The sequence below is a fragment of the Enterobacter cloacae complex sp. IR5441 genome, from assembly GCF_049238215.1.
GTDB lineage: Bacteria > Pseudomonadota > Gammaproteobacteria > Enterobacterales > Enterobacteriaceae > Enterobacter > Enterobacter hormaechei_C.
The window spans coordinates 1-22,411 of the sequence record NZ_JBMKIA010000015.1 but is presented as its reverse complement, the minus strand read 5'-3'; the positions used below and the strand labels follow the sequence as shown (position 1 = coordinate 22,411).

At 57.2% G+C, this 22,411-nt stretch carries 25 protein-coding genes and 1 pseudogene; 4 read left to right on the top strand and 22 right to left on the bottom strand.

Annotated elements, in window-relative coordinates:
• The first annotated feature begins 13 nt into the window (after positions 1-13).
• Positions 14-2,311, top strand: coding sequence for a hybrid sensor histidine kinase/response regulator (locus ACOTX5_RS16375; protein ID WP_047726986.1), 2,298 nt, complete (start codon positions 14-16; stop codon positions 2,309-2,311).
• Here the strand turns inward: ACOTX5_RS16375 and alsK are convergent.
• The 6 genes from alsK to ACOTX5_RS16345 all read right to left on the bottom strand — a co-directional run bounded on the left by alsK (position 2,244) and on the right by ACOTX5_RS16345 (position 8,336).
• A complete protein-coding gene (alsK, locus tag ACOTX5_RS16370) occupies positions 2,244-3,188 on the bottom strand; it encodes an allose kinase (protein WP_045911458.1) in 945 nt (314 codons plus the stop codon). The two genes, ACOTX5_RS16375 and alsK, sit on opposite strands and share 68 nt — an antisense overlap.
• A complete protein-coding gene (gene alsE, locus ACOTX5_RS16365) occupies positions 3,172-3,867 on the bottom strand; it encodes a D-allulose 6-phosphate 3-epimerase (protein WP_015570210.1) in 696 nt (231 codons plus the stop codon). Before alsE ends, alsK begins: the two co-directional genes overlap by 17 nt.
• 10 nt (positions 3,868-3,877) lie before the next feature.
• Positions 3,878-4,858: a D-allose ABC transporter permease gene (gene alsC, locus ACOTX5_RS16360; RefSeq protein WP_017382644.1), complete on the bottom strand. Its 981-nt coding sequence runs from the start codon at positions 4,856-4,858 to the stop codon at positions 3,878-3,880.
• On the bottom strand, positions 4,837-6,369 hold the full coding sequence (alsA, locus tag ACOTX5_RS16355) for a D-allose ABC transporter ATP-binding protein AlsA (protein ID WP_063438845.1): 1,533 nt from the start codon (positions 6,367-6,369) through the stop codon (positions 4,837-4,839). The genes alsC and alsA overlap by 22 nt, the downstream gene beginning before the upstream one ends.
• 76 nt (positions 6,370-6,445) lie before the next feature.
• A complete protein-coding gene (alsB, locus tag ACOTX5_RS16350; RefSeq protein ID WP_015570212.1) occupies positions 6,446-7,381 on the bottom strand; it encodes a D-allose transporter substrate-binding protein in 936 nt (311 codons plus the stop codon).
• Between the two features lie 64 nt (positions 7,382-7,445).
• On the bottom strand, positions 7,446-8,336 hold the full coding sequence (locus ACOTX5_RS16345) for a MurR/RpiR family transcriptional regulator (RefSeq protein ID WP_015570213.1): 891 nt from the start codon (positions 8,334-8,336) through the stop codon (positions 7,446-7,448).
• A gap of 351 nt (positions 8,337-8,687) precedes the next feature.
• Here ACOTX5_RS16345 and rpiB point away from each other — a divergent pair, with 351 nt between their 5' ends.
• On the top strand, positions 8,688-9,137 hold the full coding sequence (rpiB, locus tag ACOTX5_RS16340) for a bifunctional allose-6-phosphate isomerase/ribose-5-phosphate isomerase RpiB (protein WP_023295775.1): 450 nt from the start codon (positions 8,688-8,690) through the stop codon (positions 9,135-9,137).
• A gap of 69 nt (positions 9,138-9,206) precedes the next feature.
• Positions 9,207-9,530, top strand: coding sequence for a DDRRRQL repeat protein YjdP (gene yjdP, locus ACOTX5_RS16335; RefSeq protein ID WP_017382647.1), 324 nt, complete (start codon positions 9,207-9,209; stop codon positions 9,528-9,530).
• A 54-nt stretch (positions 9,531-9,584) separates the two neighbouring features.
• Here yjdP and phnP read toward each other — a convergent pair whose 3' ends face one another.
• The 16 genes from phnP to ACOTX5_RS16255 all read right to left on the bottom strand — a co-directional run bounded on the left by phnP (position 9,585) and on the right by ACOTX5_RS16255 (position 21,520).
• Entirely contained in the window at positions 9,585-10,343 is a 759-nt protein-coding gene (gene phnP, locus ACOTX5_RS16330; RefSeq protein ID WP_045911455.1) for a phosphonate metabolism protein PhnP, read from the bottom strand.
• A 9-nt stretch (positions 10,344-10,352) separates the two neighbouring features.
• The gene (gene phnO, locus ACOTX5_RS16325) at positions 10,353-10,787 is read right to left on the bottom strand and encodes an aminoalkylphosphonate N-acetyltransferase (RefSeq protein ID WP_023295777.1); all 435 of its coding nucleotides are present in this window, start codon (positions 10,785-10,787) and stop codon (positions 10,353-10,355) included.
• Complete coding sequence (phnN, locus tag ACOTX5_RS16320; RefSeq protein WP_026080559.1) at positions 10,780-11,331, bottom strand: ribose 1,5-bisphosphokinase; 552 nt, start codon at positions 11,329-11,331, stop codon at positions 10,780-10,782. The genes phnO and phnN overlap by 8 nt, the downstream gene beginning before the upstream one ends.
• Positions 11,328-12,464 (bottom strand): alpha-D-ribose 1-methylphosphonate 5-triphosphate diphosphatase, encoded by a 1,137-nt coding sequence (phnM, locus tag ACOTX5_RS16315; protein ID WP_015570219.1) that lies wholly within the window; start codon positions 12,462-12,464, stop codon positions 11,328-11,330. Before phnM ends, phnN begins: the two co-directional genes overlap by 4 nt.
• Positions 12,461-13,141 (bottom strand): phosphonate C-P lyase system protein PhnL, encoded by a 681-nt coding sequence (gene phnL, locus ACOTX5_RS16310; RefSeq protein ID WP_017382651.1) that lies wholly within the window; start codon positions 13,139-13,141, stop codon positions 12,461-12,463. The genes phnM and phnL overlap by 4 nt, the downstream gene beginning before the upstream one ends.
• 157 nt (positions 13,142-13,298) lie before the next feature.
• Complete coding sequence (gene phnK / locus ACOTX5_RS16305; RefSeq protein ID WP_039271996.1) at positions 13,299-14,054, bottom strand: phosphonate C-P lyase system protein PhnK; 756 nt, start codon at positions 14,052-14,054, stop codon at positions 13,299-13,301.
• Complete coding sequence (phnJ, locus tag ACOTX5_RS16300; RefSeq protein ID WP_006810438.1) at positions 14,051-14,896, bottom strand: alpha-D-ribose 1-methylphosphonate 5-phosphate C-P-lyase PhnJ; 846 nt, start codon at positions 14,894-14,896, stop codon at positions 14,051-14,053. The genes phnK and phnJ overlap by 4 nt, the downstream gene beginning before the upstream one ends.
• On the bottom strand, positions 14,889-15,953 hold the full coding sequence (locus ACOTX5_RS16295; protein ID WP_015570222.1) for a carbon-phosphorus lyase complex subunit PhnI: 1,065 nt from the start codon (positions 15,951-15,953) through the stop codon (positions 14,889-14,891). The genes phnJ and ACOTX5_RS16295 overlap by 8 nt, the downstream gene beginning before the upstream one ends.
• Entirely contained in the window at positions 15,953-16,537 is a 585-nt protein-coding gene (gene phnH, locus ACOTX5_RS16290; protein WP_039271994.1) for a phosphonate C-P lyase system protein PhnH, read from the bottom strand. The genes ACOTX5_RS16295 and phnH overlap by 1 nt, the downstream gene beginning before the upstream one ends.
• Positions 16,534-16,986, bottom strand: coding sequence for a phosphonate C-P lyase system protein PhnG (gene phnG / locus ACOTX5_RS16285; protein ID WP_017694700.1), 453 nt, complete (start codon positions 16,984-16,986; stop codon positions 16,534-16,536). Before phnG ends, phnH begins: the two co-directional genes overlap by 4 nt.
• Complete coding sequence (phnF, locus tag ACOTX5_RS16280; RefSeq protein ID WP_006810434.1) at positions 16,987-17,712, bottom strand: phosphonate metabolism transcriptional regulator PhnF; 726 nt, start codon at positions 17,710-17,712, stop codon at positions 16,987-16,989. It abuts the gene before it with no gap.
• A 20-nt stretch (positions 17,713-17,732) separates the two neighbouring features.
• Positions 17,733-18,512, bottom strand: a complete 780-nt coding sequence (gene phnE / locus ACOTX5_RS16275; RefSeq protein ID WP_032620758.1) for a phosphonate ABC transporter, permease protein PhnE — start codon at positions 18,510-18,512, stop codon at positions 17,733-17,735.
• 158 nt (positions 18,513-18,670) lie between these two features.
• Positions 18,671-19,687, bottom strand: coding sequence for a phosphonate ABC transporter substrate-binding protein (gene phnD / locus ACOTX5_RS16270; RefSeq protein WP_032652248.1), 1,017 nt, complete (start codon positions 19,685-19,687; stop codon positions 18,671-18,673).
• Positions 19,688-19,710: 23 nt separating this feature from the next.
• Positions 19,711-20,499: a phosphonate ABC transporter ATP-binding protein gene (gene phnC / locus ACOTX5_RS16265; protein WP_003860210.1), complete on the bottom strand. Its 789-nt coding sequence runs from the start codon at positions 20,497-20,499 to the stop codon at positions 19,711-19,713.
• 173 nt (positions 20,500-20,672) lie between these two features.
• Positions 20,673-21,104, bottom strand: coding sequence for a VOC family metalloprotein YjdN (yjdN, locus tag ACOTX5_RS16260; protein WP_003860208.1), 432 nt, complete (start codon positions 21,102-21,104; stop codon positions 20,673-20,675).
• Between the two features lie 80 nt (positions 21,105-21,184).
• Entirely contained in the window at positions 21,185-21,520 is a 336-nt protein-coding gene (locus ACOTX5_RS16255; RefSeq protein ID WP_003860206.1) for a zinc ribbon domain-containing protein YjdM, read from the bottom strand.
• A gap of 591 nt (positions 21,521-22,111) precedes the next feature.
• Between ACOTX5_RS16255 and ACOTX5_RS16250 the strand changes: the two are divergent.
• Positions 22,112-22,297 (top strand): annotated as a pseudogene (locus tag ACOTX5_RS16250) (hypothetical protein); the annotation flags it as partial.
• Positions 22,298-22,411: the final 114 nt, after the last annotated feature.

The window sequence follows — 22,411 nt, the reverse complement described above, 5'->3', positions numbered from 1 at the left end:
TTACGGAGTCAACATGTCTTCACGCCCCCCGTTCTTCACCAGCGCCCGCGGTCGCCTGCTGATATTTAACCTGCTGGTGGTGGCGGTAACGCTGATGGTGAGCGGCGTGGCGGTGCTCGGCTTTCGTCATGCCAGCCAGATCCAGGAGCAGGTGCAGCAGCAAACGCTGGATGACATGACCGGCAGCATGAACCTCGCGCGTGATACCGCGAATGTGGCGACGGCGGCGGTGCGGCTGTCGCAGGTAGTCGGTGCGCTGGAGTACAAAGGCGAAGCTGAACGGCTGAAACAGACGCAGATGGCGCTGCGCCACTCGCTGGAGCAGCTTGCCGATGCGCCGCTGGCGCAGCAGGAGCCGGCGCTGGTGGCGCGTATTATCCGCAGGAGCAATGAGTTACAGCAGAGCGTGACGGGAATGTTGGAGCGCGGGCAAAAACGGCATCTGGAGCGTAACGCGCTGCTCAGCGCGCTGTATCAAAGCCAAAGCTACCTGCGTCATTTGCAGGATATCAACCGCCGTTACGCGAGCAATGTGCCAGACGCCCGGCAGCTTGCAGAGATGGACAGGCTGATCGTTGCCGCCATTGATACCCCTTCACCGCGCGCCACGGTGCAGCAGCTGGATGCAGTAACCGCGATGTTACCCGCGAGCGCCCTGCAACCGGTGGTCAACCTGGTGCTCCCGGATTTTAATGATGAGCTGCGCAAGCTCGCGCCACTGTCGAAGCAGCTGGAGGAGAGCGATCTGTCCATCAGCTGGTACATGTTCCACATCAAGGCGCTGGTGGCGATATTAAACCGCGACATCAATCAGTACGTTGAACAGGTGGCGCAGGCCTCCCGGCTGCGTACCGCCCAAAGCCACCAGGAGCTGCGCTCCATCAGCGTGTTTATCAGCGTCTTCGCGGTGCTGGCGCTGATCATCACCGGCTGCGCCTGCTGGTATATTTACCGCAATCTGGGCTCCAACCTGACGGCTATCTCAAGGGCAATGTCGCGCCTCGCTCACGGCGAGCAGGATGTGTCGGTGCCCGCGCTACAGCGGCGTGATGAGCTGGGGGAACTGGCGCGCGCGTTTAACGTTTTTGCCCGCAATACCGCTTCGCTGGAGCACACCACGCGGCTGCTGAAGGAGAAGACCTCGCAGATGGAGGTCGACCGCATCGAACGTCAGGGGCTGGAGGAGGCGCTGCTGCACAGCCAGAAAATGAAGGCGGTTGGGCAACTGACGGGCGGGCTGGCGCATGATTTTAATAACCTGCTGGCGGTGATTATCGGCAGTCTGGAGCTGACCGATTCAGCGTCACCGGACGCGCCGCGCATCACTCGTGCGCTCAAAGCCGCGGAACGCGGGGCCATGCTCACCCAGCGTCTGCTGGCCTTCTCGCGCAAGCAATCCCTGCAACCCCATGCGGTAGAGATGAAGCCGCTGCTGGAGAACCTGAGCGAGCTGATGCGGCACTCGCTTCCCGCCACGCTGACGCTGGATATTGAAGCGCAAACCCCGGCCTGGCCCGCATGGATTGACGTCAGCCAGCTGGAAAACGCCATTATCAACCTGGTGATGAACGCCCGTGATGCAATGGAGGGGCAAAATGGTGTGCTCAAAATCCGCACCTGGAACCAGCGTGTGACCCGCAGCGACGGGCGCAGGCAGGATATGGTCGCGCTGGAGGTGATTGACCACGGCTGCGGGATGTCGCAGGAGGTGAAATCGCAGGTCTTTGAACCGTTCTTCACCACCAAACAGACCGGCAGCGGCAGCGGGTTAGGGCTGTCGATGGTGTACGGCTTTGTGCGTCAGTCCGGGGGGCGCGTTGAGATCGAAAGCGCGCCGGGGCAGGGAACCACCGTGCGGCTCCAGCTGCCGCGCTCGACGCTGCCCGCGTTCTCCGATGATGCCGCGCTGGCGACCACGGCCCCGGCAGAGAGTGAGCTGCTTGTGCTGGTCCTGGAAGATGAGGCGGGCGTGCGGCAGACACTGTGCGAGCAACTGCACCAGCTTGGCTACCTGACGCTTGAAGCCGAAAACGGCGAGCAGGCGCTGAACATGCTGGACGCATCGCCGGATATCGGCATGTTTATCAGCGACCTGATGTTGCCGGGCGGCCTGAGTGGTGCGGAGGTGATCGGCCATGTACGCAGCCACTATCCGCAGTTGCCGGTGCTGCTGATCAGCGGACAGGATTTGCGCCCGGCGCATAACCCGCAGCTGCCGGACGTTCAGTTACTGCGAAAACCGTTCACCCGCGCACAGCTGGCGCAGGCGCTGCGCAAGGTGATGGCAGGAACCGGCAGCGAGCCAGGGTAGCGGCCCCCTGAGCGCCGTTAAAAGACGACGACGAGGCAGGGATAAATTTCACGGACTCATGCGGCAGCGGGCGGCGCAAATGCTGCTTTATCCCGACAATCAGCGCTTCGCGCGGAAAGCCAGGCATATCCATTACGCCGCCACCGAGGATCACCGCATCCGGATCGAACAGATTTACACTGGTGGCAATGGCGCGGGCTGCATGATTCAGGAGTTGCTGTACGAAGGGGTCATCGGGTACGGCTGAAAAGATATCTCCCATCGCATACTCGCGGGGCTGCTGCTCGTACCACTGTTTCAATGCGATACCGGAACAAACCGTTTCCAGACATCCCGGGTTGCCACAACCACAGTGCCGCGTCATATCCCCCTGTGGAATATGCCCGAGCTCGCCCGCTACGCCGTGCGCGCCCGTCCATGGAGCACCGTTTAGCCAGATGGCAAATCCCATGCCGGTGCCAAGATAGGCCGCCAGAACCTCTTGCTGCTGGAGATTGTGTTGCACCACGTCAAACGAAAGCTGAAGGTTAACGTCGCGGGAAAATTCGACCGGGCAGCCTAGCGCATCTTCAAGTTTGCCTGCCAGATCGCGGAGCTCATTCGCCCGCAAAGGCAGATTTGGCGTCGAAATAATGGTGCGTTTGTCTTTGCCGACCAGTGCCGGAAAGCCCATGACCAGACCGCGACAGTGAACCTGTAATTGACGCAGCTGAGCCGCGATCATTTCCGTCACGCCGCACACCACACCAGAGCGGATAACCTCCGCGGTGCGCTGTTTTTCACAATGCAACACCGCACCGTCGGCCGTTTGCAGGCAAAAACGGATATGAGTGGCCCCCATATCCACTCCGGCGACGACATCAGGCTGTTTTTGCATGAGGAACAACCTCGTTTCGTGCCGACAGGATCTGCCCGGCCATAAGCTGCCATGCATCCCCGATATTCTCTGCATGGTTGAACAGACCAGACGTTCCGACGATAAAGACATCTGCGCCGGCGGCCATCAGTTTTTTATAGGTGGCCTGATTGCATGAGCCATCGATCTCAATCTCATAGCTCAGCCCTTCGCGTTCGCGCCAGGCTTTCAGCTCGGCAATTTTCTCCAGCATTTCCGGAATGAACGGCTGCCCGGCAAAGCCTGGATCGACGGTCATCACGGTGATTTTGTCCGCCTTATGAATATAGTATTTCATTGCCTCAACCGGGGTTTCCGGGTTGAGGATGAGTCCCACTTTCATACCGTGACGACGGATCTCTTCAATCAGGCGGAAAGCCTGACCGTTGATGGTCTCCGGGTGCAGTGTGATGAAGTCTGCTCCGGCCTGCGCCAGCTGGCTTATGTAGTCCTGCGGGCGAGTCACCATCAGGTGACAGTCCAGTGGTTTGGTGGCGAGCTTCTTCACCTGGCCGACAAAGAACGGAGACAGCGTCAGATTAGGCACAAAGTGGCCGTCCATGATGTCGATATGGAAGTAGTCCGCGTGCTGGTCAATAAATTCGATCTGTTCTTTGAATTTCAGCAGATCCATACACATCAGGGAGGGTGAAATTTTCATAGTGATTTCCTTACTTACTGATCAATCTGTCGAGGGCAACAGCGGCGATAATCAACCCGCCCATTACCACCAGCTGGTAGTAGGTTTGTACCTGTAAGATATTGAGTCCGTTATTGATGGTGCCGATGATGAGACCACCAATCACGACCGAGAAGATGCGGCCTTTACCGCCGAAGAAGCTGGTTCCGCCGATGATGGCGCTGGCGATGGCGTATGTTTCAAATCCCATCCCGGCCAGCGGCTCCGCTGCGCCCAGACGCGCAGTCGACACCACGCCCGCCAGCCCGGCGCATACGCCAGAAATAATGAACACCACCAGAATATGAAACTTCACATCGATGCCGGAGTAGAACGCCGAGTTTTTGTTACCGCCCAGGGCGTAGATATTGCGCCCCAGCCGCATACGGGTGGTGAGGAACCAGAGGATCACCGCGACGATCAGCGAGAAGATGACCGGTACGGGTATCCCGAGGACGCTGGCAGCGAAGAAGTTTACAAAATCGAACGAGAAGCCATAGACGGAGTTAGCATCGGAAATCACCAGCGTGATGCCGCGAAAAATGGCGTTAGTACCGAGAGTGATAATGAACGGATGTAGCCCGGTCCAGTTGACCAGACAGCCATTGATCGCCCCCAGCGCGCCGCCGACCAGTACGCCGCCAATCAGTGCTGCAAAAAACGGGTCGACACCAGCCAGCATCAGTTTGGCAGTCACCATGCCGGAGAGTGCCAGAATGGCTCCGACGGACAGATCAATACCCGCGACAAGGATGGCAAAGAATTCGCCCATCCCGATCAGCACCGTTACCGAGCTCTGGACAAAAATCTGCGTGATGTTGTTGGTGGTGAGGAAGTACTCCGATGACAGCGTGCCAAAGATGGCGACTATAATCGCGAGGATAAAAAAGGTACCGTACTTGTCCCAGAACAGCGCGAAGTTAAATGGCTTTTTCTCCGCCATATCGCCTTTCACTCTTGTGGTAATGCCCATGCCATGATCTCCTCTTCGCTCATGTCGTCGCGATTGGTCAGGATTTGCGTCAGCCGCCCTTCGCAGAACACGGCGATGCGGTCGCAGACGGCGATAATTTCAGATAATTCAGACGACACCATCAGGATGACCTTGCCTTCGTCAGCCAGCTGGCGCATCACCTTGTAGATTTCGGCCTTTGCGCCGACGTCGATGCCTCGCGTGGGTTCATCAAAAATGATGACATCCGGGTTGCAACACAGCCATTTAGAAATCAGCACCTTTTGCTGATTGCCGCCGGAGAGTTCGGTGATGTTTTGCTCTACGCTATGGCACTTCAACGCCAGCAACTGGCGCTGTGCTTCGGCGGTCTTGCGTTCTTCATGCTCGCGAAAGAGCCCCATGGCCCCTTTATAGCCACCGTTTTTCAGGCTCTGGCTGACGGCCATGTTTTGGGCGATAGAGAAATTAGGGAAAAAGCCATTTTCGCGGCGGCTTTCGGTGATGTAGGCCATCCCTTTTTTCAACGCATCCAGAGGCGAACGCGGGGAGATGGTTTTGCCGTTGAGGCGAATTTCACCGCTCGCGCGTTTATCCACGCCGAAGAGACAGTCCATCAGTTCGGTACGTCCCGAGCCGACCAGACCCGCAAAACCCAGTATTTCGCCGCGGTTCACGCTGAACGAAATATCACGCACTTTTTTCTTGTCCCGGCTGGTGACGTTGTTCACCTCAAACACCGTGTCGCGTTCGATGTTGCCGGTGCTCTCTTTCATGGCGTTAAAGCGGTTTTGCAGTTCGCGGCCGACCATCAGGCGCACAATGTCGTCGTTTGAAACGTCACTCACCAGGCCACTGCATACGCTGGAACCGTCTTTCATTACCGTGTAGCGGTCGCAGATGCGGCGGATTTCCGCGAGCTTATGCGAGATATAGACAATGGCGGTGCCTTCTTTACGCAGCTGATTCATGATCAAGAAAAGATAATCCACCTCTTTATTGGTTAATGAAGATGTGGGTTCATCCATAATGATCACTTTGGCATCGAGCATTAAGGTTTTCGCAATTTCCAGCATCTGTTTATGGCTGATGGATAAATTCGCTACTTTTTCATCTAAATCGACTTTTAATCCGACGCGTAAGAGCATCATCGCACCGCGAATGCGCATCTTTTTCCAGTCAATAATCCTGATGCCACAAACCTTTTTGGTCAGGTGACGGCCTATATATAGATTTTCCAGCACGGTTAATTCATCAATAACGCTGAGTTCCTGATATATAATGCCGATGCCCAGTCGTGCTGCCAGTTTATGATCCAATTTGTCGTAATTCTTTTCATTAATAATAATGGAGCCTTTGGTCGGTTCATGAATTCCCGACAATACTTTCATTAAGGTTGATTTACCGGCACCATTCTCCCCTAATAACGCGTGGATCTCATGAGGGTATATAGTTAAATCAACCGATTTTAATGCGTGAACCGGACCAAAGGATTTGCCGATCCCCGCCATCGAGATATATGGCGTGACCATGTTTATTTCCTTCTCTGTTCACCCTCTCCCTGTGGGAGAGGGCCGGAGTGAGGGCATCAAGCCGCACAGTTCTGCGTTATTTTGTCACCAGAATCGAATCCACCAACTTGAATTCAGGCGTTTTTTCCAGCGGGATGACTTTCCCGGTTTTCGCGGCATCCACCATTAATTTCAGGCCGGTCGCCCCGATGTCCGCCGGGTTTTGTGCGACGGTTGCCGTCATCTGACCGGCTTCGACCATCTTACGCGCCTCTGGAATACCATCGGTGCCGACCACCAGCACTTTGCCGATTTTACCGGCGTTTGCCACCGCCTGTGCCACGCCCATCGCCATGGTATCGTTCGCGCAGTAGAAGGCTTTCAGATTCGGGTTTCGTTGCAGCACGTTGGTTGCCACATCCAGAGCTTTAATGCGATCCCAGTCGGCGGGCTGGCTGGCAACCAGCTTAATTTGGTTTGCTTTTTTGAAGGCTTCTGTTGCGCCATTGCGGCGCGCCTCGCCCGATGCGTTACCGGCTTTACCCTCAATGATTGCGACTTCGCCCCCCTCCGCACCAAGTTTATTGATAATAAAATCGGCCCCTTTTGCGCCGACGGCCACGTTGTCCGTTGTGACAAACCCCTCTACATTGCCACCTGCTTTTTTCAGGTTATCCATATCGATTTTTTCATCGAGATTCACCAGATAGAGACCTTTCTGCCAGGCGCGCGCGACGGGCATGACCAGATTCACGGAGGAGAGTGGGGCAAAAGCGATACCCTTGTATTTTTTATTACTCAGATCTTCGAACAGCTGTAGCTGGGACTGAAAATCCCCTTCTGACGGCGAGGCAAAAATATCAACGCTTACTCCCAGGGTTTTGGCTTCATCTTCAATCCCTTTCTTCATATCCACCCAGAATGGATTGGAGAGCGTTTTTAATACCACCGCATATTCCGCAGCAGCAAACGCGCTGGTGGATAACATTAAGCCCATAGCGGCGCCGCTGAAATATTTCAGATATTTATTCATAGCAGTGTTCTCAATGTAGGGTATGTTGTTGTTAATCCCGCCTGAGCAGGATTAACCTTTTAATTTACTTCAGTGCGCCAGGAGAGAAGAAATCCACAATAGCGCCGGTTTTTTGCATATTAAGTGTGGCCTGTTCGATATTTTGTTGTGCAACGGAAACAAATAACGCATCTAATAATGTAAGCTGTAATATACGCGCGGAGGCGTTGCGCCCTAATAACGGGGTCTCTGGTGCTGGCGAACAAATAATATAATCAGCAAGTTTAGCAATCGGCGAATGGTAGCTATGGGTAATACAGATAATTTTGGCGCCGTTCTTTTTTGCTAACTCAACTGCTGCTTTCACATCACTGGTGCGGCCGGAATGGGAGACCACCAGTACCACATCCCCTTCCTTCAGCAGCGATGCCGACATCATCATAATGTGCGCGTCCTGATACGACTGGCAGCGCACGCCGATGCGTAGAAACTTATGCTGGATGTCGGCGCAAATAGCGTTAGAACCCCCCACACCGTACAGATCGCGCTGGTTGGCCTGGGCGAAGAAACGTGCCGCGCGGTGAATTTCATCCACGTTCACTATCGACTGGCCTTCCATAATGGTGCGCAGCGTAATATTGAACACTTTGTTAACCACATCCTGTGGTGCTTCATCAAAAGCGAGTTCCGCAGGTAATACTTGTTCGGATTGCGAGAAGTAGTCGACCAGCGCCGCACGCAGGTTACGGAAACCGCTAAAGCCGAGCAGTTTGGCCACTTTCACGATCATCGCTTCCGACACCATCAGCGTTTCGGCAACGTCTTTAATCGCAGGCGCGCCGCTCAGGTTACCCGGCTGGAGCAGCCAGTCGACGATACGGCTTTCGTTGTCGGTCATGCCTTCCTGCTTCATGCGCAGGTACGGTGCAAGGCCAATGCCGTTAGGCAGCTCTTTTTTAAATTCTGACTGACTCATCGCTCTCTTTTGTCCTTAAAAATGAAGACGACACTATATCACCACACTCTGGCATGAAAATATGCTGTCAACTTCACAATGTTTGAAAATTCATAAAGTTTTATTGTCTGTGAAGTTTTGATGGGCGGTTGCTTTAGGATGCCTTTAAAAATCAATAATATAATTATGACACGTTAACGGATTTTAATGCATGCCGTAAGAAATATACCGTCATGAGAGAGTTGAAATGTCAAAGTCAGGGGTGTAGAACACGCGCAGAACTCGATGGTTTTGAGGTTTTATTGCACAACTGACCGGTCTTAAATCACAACTCCATCGAGTTCGTAAAGTTAACCCACGATGAGGTTTATTATGAAAAAGATTGCATTTGGCTGCGATCACGTAGGTTTTATGCTGAAAGAGGATATTCTGGCCCATCTGCGCGCGCGTGGCATCGACGTGGTGGATAAGGGCACCTGTTCCCCGGAGCGTACTGACTACCCATATTATGCCAGCGCGGTTGCACAGGCTATTATCGATAAGGAGGTGGATGGCGGCATCCTGATCTGCGGAACGGGGGTAGGGATCTCCATTACGGCCAATAAGTTCCCGGGCATCCGCGCAGTGGTCTGTAGCGAACCTTATTCAGCTCAGCTTTCAAGGCAGCATAACAACACGAATGTGCTGGCATTTGGTTCGCGCGTGGTCGGACTGGAGCTGGCAAAAATGATCGTCGATGCCTGGCTAAATGCACCGTTTGAAGGGGGACGACATCAGGCGCGAGTCGATGCGATAGGGGCGATTGAACAGGCCAGGAATTGAGATTCCTCCGCTACCCCGGTTCCCTGCCATTCATTACCGTAAGGCCAGTTCACCTGCGAGTCTGGCCTTATGAAACGTTACTCTACCGCTCTGTTATTGGGTCTGCTGACTTTAACCAGCCAACTGGCGCATGCCGATGTGATTGATGATGCCATTGGCAATATTCAGCAGGCGATCAACGATGCCTATAACCCCGGCAGCAGCCGTAATGACGATGACGACGATCGTTACGATCGCAGCCGTCAAACCGACAGCCGCCAGTACGACGATCGTCGTCGACAGTTAGAAGATCGACGCCAGCGTTTAGACGAGCGTCAGCGGCAGCTGGATGACGATCGGCGTCGGTTAGAAGAGGATGAGCGCCGGTTGGAGGATGATTACGATCGGTGGTAACCCCGGTATTGCAACGCGTAGGCCGGGTAAGGCGCAGCCGCCACCCGGCAAAACCTAATCCAGTACCAGCATCATCCCGTCATACCCCGCTTCAATGCCGGACGGCAGCGGGTTATCCATCATCCACACGTCAAACTGATGGCTGATATGCGTCAGGATCACCTGCGGACAGCCAATCACCTCGTTCAGCGCAATCACCGTATTCAAATCACAATGGTTGCGCGGCGTCTCCGGGCGCGGTTCATGGCTACAGTCGATAATCATCGCCTGCGGCTGATTGTTTAGCAGAAACGTCACCGTTTTATCCGGTAGCCCGGCGGTATCAGAAAGCCACGCCACGCGGCTGTGGGCGGACTCCAGCAGATAGCCAAACGTGAGTTTTGAATGGTTGAGCGGCAGCGGCGTGACCCGCAAGCCCTGAAGTTCAAACATCACAAACGGCTCCACCGTGTGGCTGAAATCGAGGAGGCCCGGATGCTTGAACAGGTCGTCACAGCCTGCGTCGTCCGGCGGACCGTAAACCGGAATGGTCGCTCCCACGCCCCAGCGCAGAGGAAAAAGCCCCTGAACGTGATCCATATGATAATGGGTAAGCAAAATCTGCCTGAAACTCCCCGCGGGCCAGTCGTCCATCAGGTGTGGAATACCCGCGTCCAGCAAGGTGACCGAATCGTTGAATTTCACCGCCGCGCTACAGGGGCGACGGCGATAATTTTCCTGTAAACGCGCCCGTCGGCACGCCGCGCAGTCGCAGCCAAACACCGGCACCAGCTGAGCCCCTCCGGTTCCTGTCAGCGTGATCGTCAGACTCATAACGCACCTCTACAGCGGTTTAGTGAAGCGGAAATGGCTTTGCGTATATCCTTCACGAACATAAAAACGGTGCGCGTCCACGCGCTTCACGCTGGTGGAAAGCTCGGTCAGCTCGGCGCCTGCCTGTCGCGCGACGTCCTCTGCCCAGGCCAGCAGCTGGCTGCCCACTTTTAATCCGCGCGCCTGCGGCATCACCACCAGCTCCTGGATCTCGCCGATCCAGCGGGCGTGATGCAGGTGAAACTGCATATGCAGGCCGATCATACCGATGATCTGCCCGTCCAGCTCGGCCAGCTGGTAACGCATATTGTGATCCTGCAAGTTGGCCAGATACCCGGCGTGAAACGCCTGATGATCGAACTCGGCCTGCTTAAGTTCGCAGATCAGCGCGTAAACGATCGGCGCATCGTCGGAGGTGGCGGGGCGAAGCTGGCAGTCAGGCATGCTGTTTCTCCTTCTGGCGAATAAGCGATAGAAAGGTCTCGACTGACTGTAGCAAACTTCCGTCGTTATTGAGGAGATGGCAACCCGACGGGGTGTAGCGTGCCGCCCGTTCCAGCCGCTGGTCGATCTCGCGCGCGTTTTCGCGCCCCCGCTTTTGTAGCCGGCTACGGAGAACGTCCGGGGAAACCTGCAAACAGACCGGGAGCAGCGCCGCTTCGTACCGGGCGCGAGCCTGCGGGAGATGCGCCCGCGAGCCGTTAACCAGTACGTCGAACCCCGCATGCAGCCAGAGGTCAATCTCAATACCGACGCCATAGTAGTAACCGTTGGCATGCCAGCTCAGCGCCAGCAGGTTTTGTCCGGCGCGGGTAAAAAACTCCTGCTCGCTCAGGGCGATATGGTTCTCGCTTCCGGCGTTGGCATCGCGCGTGATATAGCGGTGCGCGACCAGCAGCTGTGAATGTTCCCGCTGCCGTAACGCCGACAGCAGGCTGTCCTTCCCGGAGCCGGACGGGCCCATTAACCAGATGAGTCTTCCCATCAGAACACCCTTTTTCCCTGACGCCAGACGTGGTCGATATGAATGTGCTCGCCCTTACGGTGGGCGAGCACCAGATCGGCCCGTTTCCCCTCGGCAATTTCACCGCGATCGTGAAGATTAAGCGCGCTGGCCGGGTTTTTCGTCACCAGGCGAATCGCCTGTGGCAGCGTGAAGCTGTTGTTCTCGTCGTCCGCGACGCGGAAGGCCGCGTCCAGCAGGCTGGCGGGGTAATAGTCAGAGGAGAGGATATCCAGCAGGCCGAGCGAGGCGAGCCTGCTTGCCGCCACGTTGCCGGAGTGCGATCCGCCGCGCACGATATTTGGCGCGCCCATCAGGACGTTCATGCCGTGCTTACGCGATGCCTCTGCCGCTTCAAACGTGGTGGGAAATTCAGCTATCACGCTGCCAAGCTGGTGGGATTCGCGCACGTGATCGTGCGTGGCGTCGTCATGGCTGGCCAGGGCAATATTACGGTCCCGGCACATCGCGGCAATGGAGAGGCGATTCGGCTGCGACCACTGGGCCGCAAGCTGGAGCTGCTCTTCTTCGTAGCGCGCCATCTCCGCGTCGTTGAGCGAATATTTGCCCTGATAGTATTCGCGATACTTTTCAATGTTGGCGAACTGGCGCTGCCCCGGCGAGTGATCCATCAGGGAAACCAGCGAGACCGGCTCGCGGCCCACCAGCTTCTCAAACAGCGGCAGGGTGGTGTGGTGCGGCAGCTCGCAGCGCAGGTGCAGGCGGTGCTCGGCGCGGTTGAGGCCGCGCTTTTGCGTCTCCTCCACGGCGTTGATCATCTTCTCCAGGTTCTCCAGGCGATCGCCGCCGTCGCGCACGTCGCCAATCGCCACCGCGTCCAGCACCGTGGTGATGCCGCTGGCGACCATCAGCGCGTCGTGGCTGCTCATCGCTGAATGAGCAGGCCAGTCGACCTTCGGGCGCGGGGTGAAGAATTTATCGAGGTTATCGGTATGCAGCTCAATCAGCCCCGGCAGCAGCCAGCCGCCTTCGCCGTCCATCGCTTCAGGAGTGCGGCTCCGGGTTTCGGCAAAGGCGCGGATGACACCGTCCCGCACCTCAACCGAGCCGTTCACGACCTCATTTTCCAGCACCAGCCTGACATTATTGATAATCATACGTTTGTCCCCATCGGGTGCAGTCTGTCCGCCACGCGTTGGCGTACGGCGTCGTCGTGGAAGATCCCGACGATCGCCGCGCCGCGCGCTTTGGCCTGTTCGATCAGTTCCATCACCGCTGCGCTGTTCTTACTGTCGAGCGAGGCGGTGGGTTCATCCAGGAGTAAAATCGGGTAATCGACGATAAAGCCGCGGGCGATGTTGACGCGCTGCTGCTCGCCGCCGGAAAAGGTCGACGGGGCGAGGTGCCACAGACGCTCCGGTACGTTGAGGCGCGTCAGCAGGCTGGCGGCTTTAGCGGCGCAGGTTTCGCGCGGCACGCCGAGATCCAGCAGGGGTTGCATGACCACGTCCAGGGCGGAGATCCGCGGGATCACCCGCAGGAACTGGCTGACCCAGCCGATCGTCGAGCGGCGCACTTCCAGCACTTTGCGCGCGGGAGCCTGAACCAGATCGACCCATTCATTGTTATGGCGAATATGAATATGGCCTTCGTCCGGCAGGTAGTTGGCATACAGGGAGCGCAGCAGGGTGGATTTTCCGCTGCCGGAATGGCCATGCAGCACCACGCATTCGCCGTTGCTGACCTCTAACGAGGCATTTTGCAGTACCGGCAGGCGGACGCCGTTTTGCTGGTGGAGCACAAAGGTTTTACTTACGTTTTGTACGTGGATCATGTTGGCCTCGCGATTCGTTTTGCCGGGTGGCGGCTTCGCCTTACCCGGCCTACGGGTGCGGTGTTCGTTTTGCCGGGTGGCGGCTTCGCCTTACCCGGCCTACAAGGTGCGGTGTTCGTAGGCCGGGTAAGCGCAGCGCCACCCGGCAACCGCGCCCTCAGTTCTGCAATACGGACGACACCAGCAGCTGGGTATACGGATGATGGGGATCGTCGAGCACGCGGTCGGTTAACCCACTTTCCACCACCTGACCCTGCTTCATCACCAGCAAGCGGTCTGCCAGCAGGCGCGCGACGCCTAAATCGTGGGTGACAATCACCACCGCCAGGTTTAGCTCCACCACCAGGCCGCGCAGCAGGTCGAGCAGGCGAGCCTGTACAGAGACGTCCAGCCCGCCGGTCGGTTCATCCATAAACACCAGCTTCGGATGGGTGACGAGATTGCGGGCAATCTGTAAACGCTGCTGCATGCCGCCGGAGAAGGTGGTCGGCAGGTCGTCGATGCGCGAGGCGGGAATTTCAACCTCTTCCAGCCAGTGCTGCGCCGTGGCGCGGATGTTGCCGTAGTGGCGCGCGCCGGTGGCCATCAGCCGTTCGCCGATGTTGCCCCCCGCCGAGACCTGGCGGCGCAGGCCATCCATCGGGTGCTGGTGCACCACGCCCCACTCGGTGCGCAGCAGGCGGCGGCGATCGGCTTCGCTCATGCCATACAGCGACATGCCTTCATACAAAATGTCGCCATTCTGCGGCGTCAGGCGCGCGGAGATGGACTTCAGCAGGGTGGTTTTACCGGAGCCGGACTCGCCGACAATGCCCAGCACTTCGCCCGGCCACAGCTCAAACGACACGTCGTTAAAGCCTTTGCCCGGCGCATAAAGGTGAGTCAGGTTATTAACCGAAAGCAGCGGTTTCATTGGCTGTTCGCCTCGCTCTGTTGGCGGCAGTAATCGGTGTCGGAGCAGACAAACATCCGTTTGCCCGTGTCGTCCAGCACCACTTCATCCAGATAGCTATGCTTCGAACCGCAGATGGCGCACGGCTCGTCCCACTCCTGCACCGTAAACGGGTGATCGTCAAAATCCAGACTCTCCACACGGGTGTACGGCGGTACGGCGTAGATGCGTTTTTCACGTCCGGCGCCAAAAAGTTGCAGGGCGGGCATCATGTCCATCTTCGGGTTATCGAATTTCGGGATCGGCGACGGGTCCATCACGTAGCGGCCGTTCACCTTCACCGGGTAGGCGTAGGTGGTGGCGATATGGCCGAAGCGGGCGATGTCCTCATACAGTTTGACCTGCATGATCCCGTACTCTTCCAGGGCGTGCATGGTGCGGGTTTCGGTTTCCCGCGGCTCAATAAAACGCAGCGGCTCCGGGATCGGCACCTGGAAAATCAAAATCTGATCTTCAGTCAGCGGGGTCTCCGGAATGCGGTGACGGGTCTGGATCAGCGTCGCGTCTTCGGTTTTTTCGGTGGTGTTGACGCCCGTTACGCGCTTAAAGAAGTTGCGGATCGACACGGCGTTGGTGGTGTCGTCTGCCCCCTGGTCAATGACCTTCAGCACGTCCGCTTCGCCGATCACGCTGGCGGTGATCTGAATACCGCCGGTGCCCCAGCCGTAGGGCATTGGCATTTCGCGGCCGCCGAACGGCACCTGATAGCCGGGGATCGCCACTGCCTTAAGGATGGCGCGGCGGATCATGCGTTTAGTTTGTTCGTCCAGATAGGCAAAGTTGTAGCCGCTTAAGTTAGCCATTGGCGCGCTCCCGTTGCAGGCGTTTCAGCAGTTCCAGTTCGGCCTGGAAATCGACGTAGTGCGGCAGCTTGAGGTGCGAGACAAAGCCGGCGGCCTCAACGTTATCCGCGTGGGCCAGCACGAACTCTTCGTCCTGTGCCGGGCCTGCAATATGCTCGCCGTAGTCCGGCGCCTGGAGCGCACGGTCAACCAGCGCCATCGCCATCGCCTTGCGCTCGCTCAGGCCATACACCAGCCCGTAGCCGCGGGTAAAGTGCGGATCTTCATTCTCTGGCGCGACAAAACCGTTGACCATTTCGCACTCGGTCATCAGCAGTTCGCCGATGTTCACCGCAAAACCCAGCTCTTCCGGCACGATTTCAATGTCGATATAACCGCTGCGGATCTCTGCCGCGAAGGGGTGGTTGCGCCCATAGCCGCGCTGCGTGGAGTAGGCCAGCGCCAGCAGATACCCTTCATCGCCGCGCATCAGCTGTTGCAGGCGGGACGAGCGCGAACAGGGATAGACCGGCGGCGTGCGGGTGATGTCATCCGGTGTGCTGCCGGTGTCCTCTTCCGCCTTCGCCAGCCCCTGGTTTGCCAGCAGGCTAAAGACGTGCGGGGAGGCGTCTTGTTCAGCGTCAGAGACGCTGAGCTGCGGTGTTTCACCGTTCGCCAGCAGAGTGAAGTCCAGCAGGCGATGGGTATAGTCGTAGGTCGGACCAAGCAGCTGGCCGCCAGGAATATCTTTGTACACCGCAGAAATACGGCGCTCTAATCGCATTTCCGCCGTATTCACCGGCTCGCTAACCGCCAGCTTCGCAAGCGTAGTGCGGTAAGCGCGCAGCAGGAAGATGGCTTCCACGTTATCGCCGCTGGCCTGTTTCAGCGCCAGCGCCGCCAGTTCGCGGTCCGCGATGCCGCCTTCGGTCATCACGCGGTCGACGGCCAGGTTTAACTGCTGTTCAATCTGGGCGACGCTCAGCTCGGGAAGGGCGTCATCCCCCCGGCGTCTGTGCGCCTGCAAGGCATGGGCGGCGGCGATCGCCTTCTCGCCCCCTTTGACGGCAACGTACATCAGCACACCTCCACGTGAGTGGTTCTCGGGATCGCCAGCAGGCGCTCGCCGCAGGTCAGGATCAGGTCGATACCGAGCGGGAACGGATGCGGGCGCTCGGTCAGCTCATGAATGATGCACTCAGGCAGCTGGGGGGCGACCATCCGCTCATCGGCAATCCCTGCACCCGTCAGGCGCAGCATGCGGCCACCGCTCAGGCTGGAGACCTGCAAAATCAGCGTGGCGCTGGTTTCCGGTGCGATGGCGCTGCCTTCGCTCAGGGCGTTAAGCTGTTCATGGCTGATTTGCTCGTCGGCCACGGCGAAGACCGCCTGCTGGGGCTGCTCGACCAGCGGCGCGTTGGTGTGAAAGCGCAGGTTCTGGCTGGCGATATCGTTCAGCAATGCGCCTGACAGCCATACCGGGGTGTCGTTGTCCGCCAGGGTCAGCAGCACGCTGGTCGAGGCGAGGTTCAGCGGCAGCCAGCCCTGGGAGAGCTGGTGCAGCGAGACAATGACGCCCGGCTCGCTCATGGCTTTCAGCAGGCGACGGAAACTCTGTTGGGCATCCTGGACGGCCAGGGTAAAAGCAGGTTGAAGCGTCATGCGTTGTCTCCTCGAACGAGCGTAAAGAAGTCGACCCGGCTGGTATTCACTTCGGCCTGACGCGCGGCAAGGCGTGCGGCGCGGTCGGCTTCCAGCGGGGCAATAAGGGTTTCCATTAACGTCTGAAAATGCGGCTGTTCCTGTAAAAGCGCGTCGATCGCTGCGCAGCGCTCGGCGTGCGTTTTGTCGCGCCCAAGTACGTAGCCGTAGCCCAGCGTGCCGCTTTTCAGGCGGATCACCGCGCGGGTGAGGGTGGCATCGCCGGCGAAGAAGCGCTCGCCGGTGCCGCCCATGCGTGCCTGGATCTGCACCAGGCCGATCTCCGGCGCGCGGATCGTGTCGTAGTCCGGCGTCAGGCCGAGCGCGCTCATGCGGGCAGCCAGCGCATCAGGCTGGCTGTGGGCCAGCACGCGCATCCAGCGCTGACGAGTGGAGGTGTCGAAGTGCATTCAGTGCTCCATGGTAAATTCAATCATGTCGGCGCGGGTCAGGCTGACGGAGTATTCCGTTGCGTTGACGTCGCCGTCACGGTGGTTGAGGGTGCGCACGCAGAGCAGCGGGGCCATGTTGGGGATCTCCAGCACCTTGCTCTCTTTCGCCTGCGCGCGGCGGGCGCTGATGCGCGTCTGGGTGCGTTTGAGCGCGATACCCGTCGCGTCCTGAAGAAAATCATGCAGGGAACCGCTGGCGAAATGTTGCAGCACGGGCCAGAGGGTGAGGTCCGCGAAGTAGTGGTCGATCTGACAGACCGCCACGCCGTTTACCCGGCGCAACGTGCGCAGGTGAACGACGTTGTCGCCCTCCTGAATCCCCAGCGCGTCCGCCACGTGGCGGGAGGCCGGGCGCAGGACTGACAGCAGCTTTTCGCTGGTGGGGTGGCTGCCCTGATCGAGCAGGTTCTGGCTAAAACGCGCCTGGGCATTGAGCGGGTAGTCGAACGGACGCATCAGCACCAGTACGCCGACGCCCTGACGGCGCTGGACCCAGCCGCGCTCCACCAGTTGATCGATGGCGCGACGCAGGGTGTGGCGATTCACTTCGTAGCGGTCGGCAAGCTGCTGCTCAGCGGGCAGGTAGTCTCCGCAGCGGTAGTGCGTGCGCAGCTCCACTTCGAGCTTTGCCGCAATCTCTTGCCAGCGGGTGGGGTAACTGGTCGGATGTCTGGATAAGTGCATACAAATCAAAGCCTCGCTTCTCAGATGAAGTGCTTACGCAAACGTTGAGAGAGGAAATCCAGCAGGCTGACGGTGACGATGATGAGCACCATCAGGGCGCAGGTTTGCTGGAACTGGAAACCACGAATGGCTTCCCACAGGGTGACGCCAATGCCGCCTGCGCCCACCATGCCGACCACGGTGGCGGAGCGAACGTTGGACTCGAAGCGGTACAGGGAGTAGGAGATGAGCAGCGGCATCACCTGCGGCAGGACGCCGTACAGGATCTCTTCGATTTTGTTCGCTCCGGTTGCGCGGATGCCTTCCACCGGGCCGGGCTCGATGGCTTCAACCGCTTCGGAGAGCAGCTTGGAGAGCACGCCGGTGGTGTGGATGAACAGCGCCATCACGCCCGCGAACGGACCCAGGCCGACGGCGACCACGAACAGCATCGCAAAGACCATTTCGTTGATGGCGCGACAGGCGTCCATCAGGCGACGCATCGGCTGGTAAACCCACCACGGCACGATGTTTTCGGCGCTCATCAGGCCAAACGGAATGGAGAGGATCACGGCGAGGGCGGTGCCCCAGACGGCAATTTGCAGGGTGATCGCCATTTCACCGAGGTAGTCCTGCCACTGGCTGAAGTCCGGCGGGAAGAAGTCGGCGGCGAAGGTCGCCATGTTGCCGGAATCTTTGAAGAGCAGCAGCGGATCCATCTCCGCGCCCTTCCAGGAGATAACGAGCACCGCCAGCAGAACGGCCCAGCTTATGAGCGAGAACCAGCTGCGCTTTGGCGGCGGGAGGGTGATGGTTTGCATGTTTTACTCCGCGGGTCTTTGTGTGCCGGATGGCGCTACGCTTATCCGGCCTACGATCTGTTCCCCCTCTCCCTGTGGGAGAGGGCCGGGGTGAGGGCATCAGCGTGCTCATTTCCCCCTCACCCTAACCCTCTCCCTCAAGGGAGAGGGGACGTAAGTTACTGCACCGCTTTATTCACGCTGGTCATGGCACCGAGCGCGGCGGTCAGGCGGTCGAGATCGTCCAGCTGCGCCTGAATTTCCGACACTTTGCTGGTCTTCTCTTCTTCCTTCAGACCCTTGTTATCCTTCACGCCCTGCATCTGCTTGAACAGCGCCAGCTGGCGAATCGGCACCAGCTGCAAATCGCTGGACGCGCGGAACGGCGCCCAGCCCAGACGCGCCAGAACCGCTTTCTCTTCCGGCGTTTTGCCGTAGTTCATAAAGAAGTCGTAGACCTTGTCCTTGGTGCTCTCGGAGAGGTTTTTGCGCCACACGATCGGGTCGCCCGGGATCAGCGGCGATTTCCAGATAACCTTGATTTCCTTCAGCTTGTCCGGCGCGGAGGTCTTCAGCTTGTCGAGGTTTTCAGTGTTGTTGGTGGCGACGTCAACCTGCTTATTCGCCACGGCCAGGGCGTTGGTTTCGTGGCTGGCGTTGACCGTGCGCTTAAAGTCGCTGGCGGAGACGTTGTTTTTCGCGAAGACGTAATAGCCAGGGACGAGGAAGCCGGAAGTGGAGTTCGGGTCGCCGTTACCAAAGGTCAGCTCTTTGCGTTTGGCGAGCATGTCGTTGAGATTGTTGATCGGGCTGTCTTTGTTCACGATCAGCACGCTCCAGTAGCCCGGGGAGCCGTCTGCCGCAACGGTCTGGGCGAAGACCTGGCCGTTCGCGCGATCTACCGCTTCCATAGCAGAGAGGTTGCCATACCAGGCGATGTCGACTTTGTTGAAGCGCATTCCCTGAATGATGCCCGCGTAGTCCGGGGCGAAGAAGGCGTTTACTTTGATCCCCAGTTTGGTTTCCATATCTTTCAGGAACGGTTCCCACTGCGGCTTCAGGTTTTGCTGTGATTCCGTTGAAATGATGCCAAAGTTCAGCGCTTTTTCCTGTTCCTCAGCGTAAGCAGGGCTTAGCAGGGTGCTGATGCTGAACATGCTGGTGAAGGCCAGCGCGGCAACGGCTTTGTAGTTCATGTCCATTCCTCGTTATGGGGACGTTAAGCAGCCTGCGCGCGCTCTTCGACGCGGTTTACGCTGCGGTAGAGATGATCGAAACGTTCGTTATCAAACTGGTGGCTTGCGCCATCGAAGAACACATGGCCCTGACGCAGGGCGACGATGCGCTCGCAGTAGCGCAGGGCGTAATCCACCTGATGCAGCGTCACCACCACGGTGATGCCGTCGTTCTGATTGATGTCGCGCAGGGTTTCCATCACGATGCGGGCCGATTCCGGGTCCAGCGAGGCGATAGGTTCATCGGCCAGAATGATTTTGGCTTTCTGCATCAGGGCGCGGGCGATGGCGACGCGCTGCTGCTGTCCGCCGGAGAGCGTGGAGACGCGCTGGTGGGCGAAATGCGCCATGCCGACGCGGGTCAGCGCCTGTAAGGCTTCTTGCTTCTGGGATGGGGAGAACCAGCGCAGGCAGGTGCGCCAGAACGGGGTGCTGCCGAGCGCGCCAATCAGCACGTTCTCGAGCACGGTCAGGCGGTTCACCAGGTTGAACTGCTGAAAGATATAGCCCGTCTGAGCGCGGCTTTTGCGAATATCGCTCGCCAGACGCCCCGCATGTTGCACGGTGTTCCCCAGCAGTTCGACGCGGCTTTCCGGCGTTTTGTCACAGGTAATCAGGCCGCTCAAATGACGAAGAAGGGTGGATTTACCTGAACCAGACGGTCCCAACAGCGCCACCATTTCGCCCTGCTGGACGGTCAGATCAACGGCATGCAGCGCCTTGTTGTGATGGAAGGTTTTGCTCAGTTTCTCGACGCGAATGACAGTTTGCATGTGCCGGGCCTCACGATAAATGTGGCCTCATGCTGGCGCATCAATATGACATTCAGGTTAAGTGTTGGTTGCGGGAGTTTGAAGAGTTGAGGGGAGTTTGATGACAATCACCGCAGGCCCGGTCAGCGCAGCGTCTCCGGGCGCTGTTGCCGGATGCGCTGCGCTTATGTGGCCTACGATTTAACGACGTTAATCATCCACGGCACGCCGTATTTATCGGTGACTTTCCCGAATCCGTGCGCCCAGAAAGTCTCCTGCCAGGCCATTTCGACATTGCCGCCATCAGAGAGGTTGTCGAACCAGCGTTTGCCTTCATCCACGTCCTGCGTGTCGAGCACCAGCGTAAATCCGGCGTACTGCGTGCTGCTACCGGGTGGCAGACCATCGCTCATCATGATATCGCTGCCGGCAATGCGGACATTAGAGTGGGCGATGGCGGTATCCGGGAAGTTCATGCCTGACGGACAGCCTTCTTCGCTGTTTTCGTCTTTGGGCATTTCGCCGAAGGTGATTTTGTAGAGGAGTTCTGCGCCGACGGCCTGCTGATAGAAGGCGGTCGCCTCCGCACAGTTGCCGGCGAAAGAGATGTAGGGACTTAACGGCATAATCTTTACCTCACGTAAGAAAAGCCCGTTAAGTGTAGTTCCCGAACGCCCGGTAAGCGAAGCGTCACCGGGCGGGACAATCAGTTCTTTTTCACGAACTCAGATTTCAGTTTCATCGGACCGAAGCCGTCAATTTTGCAGTCGATATTATGATCGCCTTCAACCAGACGGATATTTTTGACTTTAGTGCCTATCTTCAGCATAGAGGAACTGCCTTTTACCTTCAGATCTTTCACAACGGTAACGCTGTCGCCGTCTGCCAGCAGGTTGCCGTTTGCGTCTTTCACGATCAGCGCATCGCTGTCCTGTGCAGGCTCCGCATCGTTCCATTCATGGGCGCATTCCGGGCAAACGAACATGCCATTGTCTTCATAGGTGTATTCAGAATTGCATTTCGGGCAGTGTGGAAGTTGCATGTTGGTATCCTCAAAAGTGTTAACACGCTGGAAAACGCCAGCTAAATGACGGCAGTGTGCCGAAAAAGGCAGCGAGTATAACGCAAATCCCCACTTTTGTCGGTGATATTGTTTTATAAAAATAGCGCATAAATGCGCAAGCGATGACACGAACTGTCAGTGAATTAAGGGAATCTTAAGCCCTGAACGGCAGAGATCGTAATCATGCTAAATGTATCGAATATTTTATTACAGCAAATTGCTACGCTGTGCCATTTCGGATAAGGTGAAGGAACAAGCCGTTATTTATCTATCCTCTTCTGACGCCATACATCTTTTGGCGCCAGGGAATACCTCTCTTTTTTGGTGGGTAAATAACGATGATATATCCTGATGTTTCCTGAAAATGCGTTTTGTCTATTCACTTTTGGCTTTCTGGCCAGGGGATGTTTTACACGTATTACGAGGGTGGTTTTTAAATTCTCATTATCTTCAGTTAGTTGTATTAAATGAACATGTTTTCCATACGTGATCATATAAGCCTGAAAAGTATAATTAAAACATCGTGGCTTAATAAAAGTAATAAATTTGCGTTAAGGGAAGGCTTTTATCATGCACACACAGACCATATTTGAATTAAGCCAGGAAGCTGAACGATTGTTACAGCTCGCTCTGAACAATCTTGATTCATTAAAATCTATGCCGATTGCAAAGCTGGATAGCACAGCCGCTGCGATGAGCGGCGTTAATAACAACGTTTTGCCGTTACATTTTAGCGCACGGGGTGTCGACGCTCAGCACTGATGAATCCCCTAATGATTTTGGTAAAAATCATTAAGTTAAGGTGGATACACATCTTGTCATATGATCAAATGGTTTCGCGAAAAATCAATAATCAGACAACAAGATGTG

What these genes read in the sequence shown, in the direction of transcription:
- ACOTX5_RS16375 (WP_047726986.1), top strand. Translation starts at nt 14, where the DNA reads ATGTCTTCACGCCCCCCGTTCTTCACCAGCGCCCGCGGTCGCCTGCTG.
- alsK (WP_045911458.1), bottom strand. Translation starts at nt 3,188, where the DNA reads ATGCAAAAACAGCCTGATGTCGTCGCCGGAGTGGATATGGGGGCCACT.
- alsE (WP_015570210.1), bottom strand. Translation starts at nt 3,867, where the DNA reads ATGAAAATTTCACCCTCCCTGATGTGTATGGATCTGCTGAAATTCAAA.
- alsC (WP_017382644.1), bottom strand. Translation starts at nt 4,858, where the DNA reads ATGGGCATTACCACAAGAGTGAAAGGCGATATGGCGGAGAAAAAGCCA.
- alsA (WP_063438845.1), bottom strand. Translation starts at nt 6,369, where the DNA reads ATGGTCACGCCATATATCTCGATGGCGGGGATCGGCAAATCCTTTGGT.
- alsB (WP_015570212.1), bottom strand. Translation starts at nt 7,381, where the DNA reads ATGAATAAATATCTGAAATATTTCAGCGGCGCCGCTATGGGCTTAATG.
- ACOTX5_RS16345 (WP_015570213.1), bottom strand. Translation starts at nt 8,336, where the DNA reads ATGAGTCAGTCAGAATTTAAAAAAGAGCTGCCTAACGGCATTGGCCTT.
- rpiB (WP_023295775.1), top strand. Translation starts at nt 8,688, where the DNA reads ATGAAAAAGATTGCATTTGGCTGCGATCACGTAGGTTTTATGCTGAAA.
- yjdP (WP_017382647.1), top strand. Translation starts at nt 9,207, where the DNA reads ATGAAACGTTACTCTACCGCTCTGTTATTGGGTCTGCTGACTTTAACC.
- phnP (WP_045911455.1), bottom strand. Translation starts at nt 10,343, where the DNA reads ATGAGTCTGACGATCACGCTGACAGGAACCGGAGGGGCTCAGCTGGTG.
- phnO (WP_023295777.1), bottom strand. Translation starts at nt 10,787, where the DNA reads ATGCCTGACTGCCAGCTTCGCCCCGCCACCTCCGACGATGCGCCGATC.
- phnM (WP_015570219.1), bottom strand. Translation starts at nt 12,464, where the DNA reads ATGATTATCAATAATGTCAGGCTGGTGCTGGAAAATGAGGTCGTGAAC.
- phnL (WP_017382651.1), bottom strand. Translation starts at nt 13,141, where the DNA reads ATGATCCACGTACAAAACGTAAGTAAAACCTTTGTGCTCCACCAGCAA.
- phnK (WP_039271996.1), bottom strand. Translation starts at nt 14,054, where the DNA reads ATGAAACCGCTGCTTTCGGTTAATAACCTGACTCACCTTTATGCGCCG.
- phnJ (WP_006810438.1), bottom strand. Translation starts at nt 14,896, where the DNA reads ATGGCTAACTTAAGCGGCTACAACTTTGCCTATCTGGACGAACAAACT.
- ACOTX5_RS16295 (WP_015570222.1), bottom strand. Translation starts at nt 15,953, where the DNA reads ATGTACGTTGCCGTCAAAGGGGGCGAGAAGGCGATCGCCGCCGCCCAT.
- phnH (WP_039271994.1), bottom strand. Translation starts at nt 16,537, where the DNA reads ATGACGCTTCAACCTGCTTTTACCCTGGCCGTCCAGGATGCCCAACAG.
- phnG (WP_017694700.1), bottom strand. Translation starts at nt 16,986, where the DNA reads ATGCACTTCGACACCTCCACTCGTCAGCGCTGGATGCGCGTGCTGGCC.
- phnF (WP_006810434.1), bottom strand. Translation starts at nt 17,712, where the DNA reads ATGCACTTATCCAGACATCCGACCAGTTACCCCACCCGCTGGCAAGAG.
- phnE (WP_032620758.1), bottom strand. Translation starts at nt 18,512, where the DNA reads ATGCAAACCATCACCCTCCCGCCGCCAAAGCGCAGCTGGTTCTCGCTC.
- phnD (WP_032652248.1), bottom strand. Translation starts at nt 19,687, where the DNA reads ATGAACTACAAAGCCGTTGCCGCGCTGGCCTTCACCAGCATGTTCAGC.
- phnC (WP_003860210.1), bottom strand. Translation starts at nt 20,499, where the DNA reads ATGCAAACTGTCATTCGCGTCGAGAAACTGAGCAAAACCTTCCATCAC.
- yjdN (WP_003860208.1), bottom strand. Translation starts at nt 21,104, where the DNA reads ATGCCGTTAAGTCCCTACATCTCTTTCGCCGGCAACTGTGCGGAGGCG.
- ACOTX5_RS16255 (WP_003860206.1), bottom strand. Translation starts at nt 21,520, where the DNA reads ATGCAACTTCCACACTGCCCGAAATGCAATTCTGAATACACCTATGAA.